The organism is Kitasatospora sp. NPDC059817 (assembly GCF_042731835.1).
Classification (GTDB): Bacteria; Actinomycetota; Actinomycetes; order Streptomycetales; family Streptomycetaceae; genus Kitasatospora.
On sequence record NZ_JBHWIR010000108.1, the window covers coordinates 1 to 3,669 of the forward strand.

The following is a 3,669-nucleotide window of genomic DNA, read 5'->3' on the forward strand; positions in this document are numbered from 1 at the left end:
AGGGGGAGGTGCCGGAGGAGGCGGAGGTCGAGGCGATGCGGGCCTGGTCGCTGGCCTGGCAGCACCCTCCGGTCAGCCCAGGGTCGCCACCCCGGCGGCCGGAGCCGCGCCGGCCAGCGGCGGGCGCAGCGAGGCCGTGCCCAGGCCGGTCGGGCCGAGCGGCACCGCGGCGGGCACGGCGGCGGGCGCGGGCAGTTCCTCGACCGCCGCCCCCGCCCTGAGCTGCCGCTCCGCGCCGAAGTGCCGCAGCAGGTCCTCCTCGCGGTACCGGCGGCAGTCCCGGTGCCAGACCAGGATGCCCGCGAGCCAGTTCTCCAGCTCCTTCACGTACCCGTCCAGCAGCTCCCGCGCTTCCGGCTCCAGCGCGAAGTCGTCGTACAGGACGGGGAGTTCCTTCGCCGCGACGTGCTGGAACTGGTCCAGCCGGGAGTGCATCAGGTCGTCGACGATCCGGACCGCCGACGGGTAGTCGCAGTTGAAGAAGTTCTGCACCACCAGGACGGCGTTGTGCACCTCGCCCTCGTACTCGACCTCCTTCTGGTACGAGAACAGGTCGTTCATCATGCACGCGTAGTCCGCGGCCGAGTTCTCCAGCGAACGCATCGAGCCGTGCTCGTGTACCCCGGGCGGCACGGCCTTCCCGTGGGCGAGCCGGCTCAGGCTCATGGTGAGGTCGGAGCCGAAGGTGGCGCGGCGCATCTCCAGGTAGTCCACCGGGTCCGGAATCCGGTTCTGCACCTGGTTGTTGAGCTCCCAGATCCAGCTCGCGGTCATGTCCTCGACGGTCTGGCGGAACTTCCGCCGGGCGTCCGCCGTCATCGGGCCGGCGGTGCGCTCCCAGATGTCGGCGAGGCCGCGTTCCAGGGCGTTTGCGGGCTCGGGCGCGGGGCTGCCGTCCACCGGCATGAACAGCGGGAGCCGCTCGTTGGCGAGCTTGGCGCCGGCCAGGTCGCGGGTGCGTCCGAAGACCACCGGGTAGTAGTCGTCGGCCCAGGTCCCCCAGGCCAACCAGGCGGAGGAGAGGTCGAGTTGGTCGGCGGTGGCGTTCGGGTGGATGCCGGCCGCGCAGAGCGGGAGGTCGTAGTCCCGCATGGACGCGGCGTCCCAGATGCCGGATCCGGGGATGCCGGGCTGCTCCGCCAGCAGGCCCATCCGCTCGGCCCACTCGATCACCCGCTCCCGCGCGCCGCCCAGGTGCGGGTTCAGGGTGGCCTCGAACGGCAGCTTGAACTCGGGCAGTCGGGACGGCCCGACGGGCTGGTACGGCAGGTGGCCGTGCGACCGGGCCCGCCGGACGGCCGGTCCGACGCCGCCCGGGCCGACCGGACCGGCCGGACCGGCCGCAGGTCCACCGCCGCCCATCGCCCCGCTGCGCAGGATGTCCAGCGCCGAGGTGCCCACCCCGCCGATCGCGAACGGGTCCCACCAGTTGCCGGCGCCGGGCAGCGCGCCGCCCGTTCCCGCCGCGACGCGGCCGCCCGAACCGGCCGCCGCACCACCGCCGTTCATGTACCGGCTGGAGCGCATGTGCCACTCGTGGCCGCCGGACTGCCAGTCCTGGAGGCCCTTGACGTACGCCAGCACCCGGGCGCGACCCTCGGGGGCGAGCCCGGTCTCGGCGAACAGCACGGGCAGTTCGGTGAACACGGTGTTCTCGAACTGCTGGAGCCGCGAGGTGAGCAGGTCGTTGACCGCCTCGGCGGCCTCCTGGGTGGAGCACTCCAGGAACTTCTCCAGCACCAGGATGCCGTTGCTCAGCTCGCCCTCGTCCTCCACCTCCCGCTGGTAGGAGAAGATGTCGTTGCGCAGGTGCACGCCGTCCGAGAAGGCGTCCATCAGCACCCGCAGCGCGCGCGAGCCGGAGACCTCCTTCGGGACCTCGGCGCCGGCCGCGTACTCGACCAGTTGGGCGGACCAGGGCGCGCCGCCCACCTTGCGGCGCATCTCGATGTACTCGACCGGGTTGGAGATCCGGCCGGCGTTGATGTTGGCGAGCTCCCAGAGCGACTCGTTGAGCAGGTTGCGGGTGCTCTCGGCGAAGCGGATCCGCCAGTCCTCGCCCATCACCGGCACGGTACGCCGCCACAGGTCGGCCAGGCCCGCCTCGACCGGGTTCTCCGGCTCCGGCATCGGGGTGGCCGGGTCGGCCGGCATGAACAGCGGCAGCCGGTCGAGGTGCGCCTTGCCGGCCTCGCGGTCGTTGCTGCGCTTGAACATGTCGAGGAAGTGGTCGTCGAAGAAGAAGACCCACACGTACCAGTCGGTGACCAGCGAGAGCGCCTCGGCGGAGGCGTCGGGGTGGGTGTAGGCGCAGAGCAGGCCGTAGTCGTGGGCGTCCAGGTCGGCCTGGTCCCAGATGCCGGAGCCCTCCAGCATTCCCATCTCCCGTGCCCAGACGGAGGAATGGGCCCGCGCCTCGTCCAGATGGGGGTTGAGGCGTGCCGGGTGCGGCAGGTAGAAGGACGGCAGTTCGAACGGCTGGGTCACGGCGGGCGAGCCTTTCTGGACGCGTCGATTGCACCAAGAATGGCCCGCCGGCAGGTCGCCGCACCGGCGCAACGGAAACAGTCATACAAGATGACCAGCCGCCTCCAACCCGCCTGCGCCGCCCTCCTCTTCGCCGCCCGGCGCGGGCAAAAAGTACTCCGCCGGCTCTCCCGACCGCCGGAGCTGGTATCTCAGGCGGTCGCTCCGCCAACGAACAAGCCAGCTACGCCAAGGCCCTGGAACACCAAGACTTCCCCTGCTACGGGCGTGTTGACCGCCTCCGCCCCCGCCCCGTCCACCAGACTGGGCGCCGACCCGACGTCAACTCCGAGGAGGGCAAGCCCATGAACGTCACCGTCCGGCTCGCACAGCAGCCCGAGGCCGACGAACTGCTCGGACGGAGTGCGCTGGCCGCGCTCGTCGGCATGTTGCTTGACCAACAGGTGCCGATGGAATGGGCGTTCACCGGTCCGCTGACCATCGCCCAGCGGCTCGGACGCAACGACCTGGACGCCCGGGAGATCGCCGTGTACAACCCGGAGGAGTTCGTCGCCCTCCTGTCCGCGAAGCCCGCCGTGCACCGCTACCCGGCCGCGATGGCCAAACGGGTCCAGCAGCTCTGCCAGTTCCTGGTGGCGCAGTACGACGCCGACGCCGCCGCGCTCTGGAAGGACACCCGCACCGGCAAGGAACTGCTCAGCCGCCTCAACGCCCTGCCCGGTTTCGGCAAACAGAAGTCGCAGATCTTCCTGGCCCTGCTCGGCAAGCAGTACGGCGTGCGGCCGGAGGGCTGGCGCGAGGCGGCCGGCGTGTACGGCGAGGAGGGCGCGCACCGCTCGGTCGCCGACATCACCGGGCCCGAATCCCTCGACCTGGTACGGGAGTTCAAGCAGGAGATGAAGCGCGCCGCGAAGGAGGCCAAGTCCGCGGCGAAGACCACGACCCGGACGACGGCGGTGAGCACGGCCGGGGCGCGCTGAAAACCGATCGCCCGGCCGGCCCCGCCGGGAACCGTTGCCGAGCCGCCGAGGAGTCCACCGCCGTACGGTCCACGGCCTCCCAGGATGCGCTGAGGGGCCCCGGGGGCGGGGGGGCGCGCGGGGGCCGCCCCCAGGCGGGTGGGCGGGGAGCGCGGGCGCGCCGGCGCGCGCGGGACACCCGCCCCCCCCCCGCCGCGCGGCC

2 protein-coding genes are annotated in these 3,669 nt (G+C 72.1%); one reads left to right on the forward strand and one right to left on the reverse strand.

Annotated elements, in window-relative coordinates; all coding sequences use genetic code 11:
• Positions 1-72 precede the first annotated feature (72 nt).
• Positions 73-2,487, reverse strand: coding sequence for a germacradienol/geosmin synthase (locus tag ACFV61_RS22410; protein ID WP_380493563.1), 2,415 nt, complete (start codon positions 2,485-2,487; stop codon positions 73-75).
• 344 nt (positions 2,488-2,831) lie between these two features.
• Between ACFV61_RS22410 and ACFV61_RS22415 the strand changes: the two genes are divergently transcribed.
• Complete coding sequence (locus ACFV61_RS22415) at positions 2,832-3,467, forward strand: HhH-GPD-type base excision DNA repair protein (RefSeq protein WP_371518035.1); 636 nt, start codon at positions 2,832-2,834, stop codon at positions 3,465-3,467.
• Positions 3,468-3,669 lie beyond the last annotated feature (202 nt).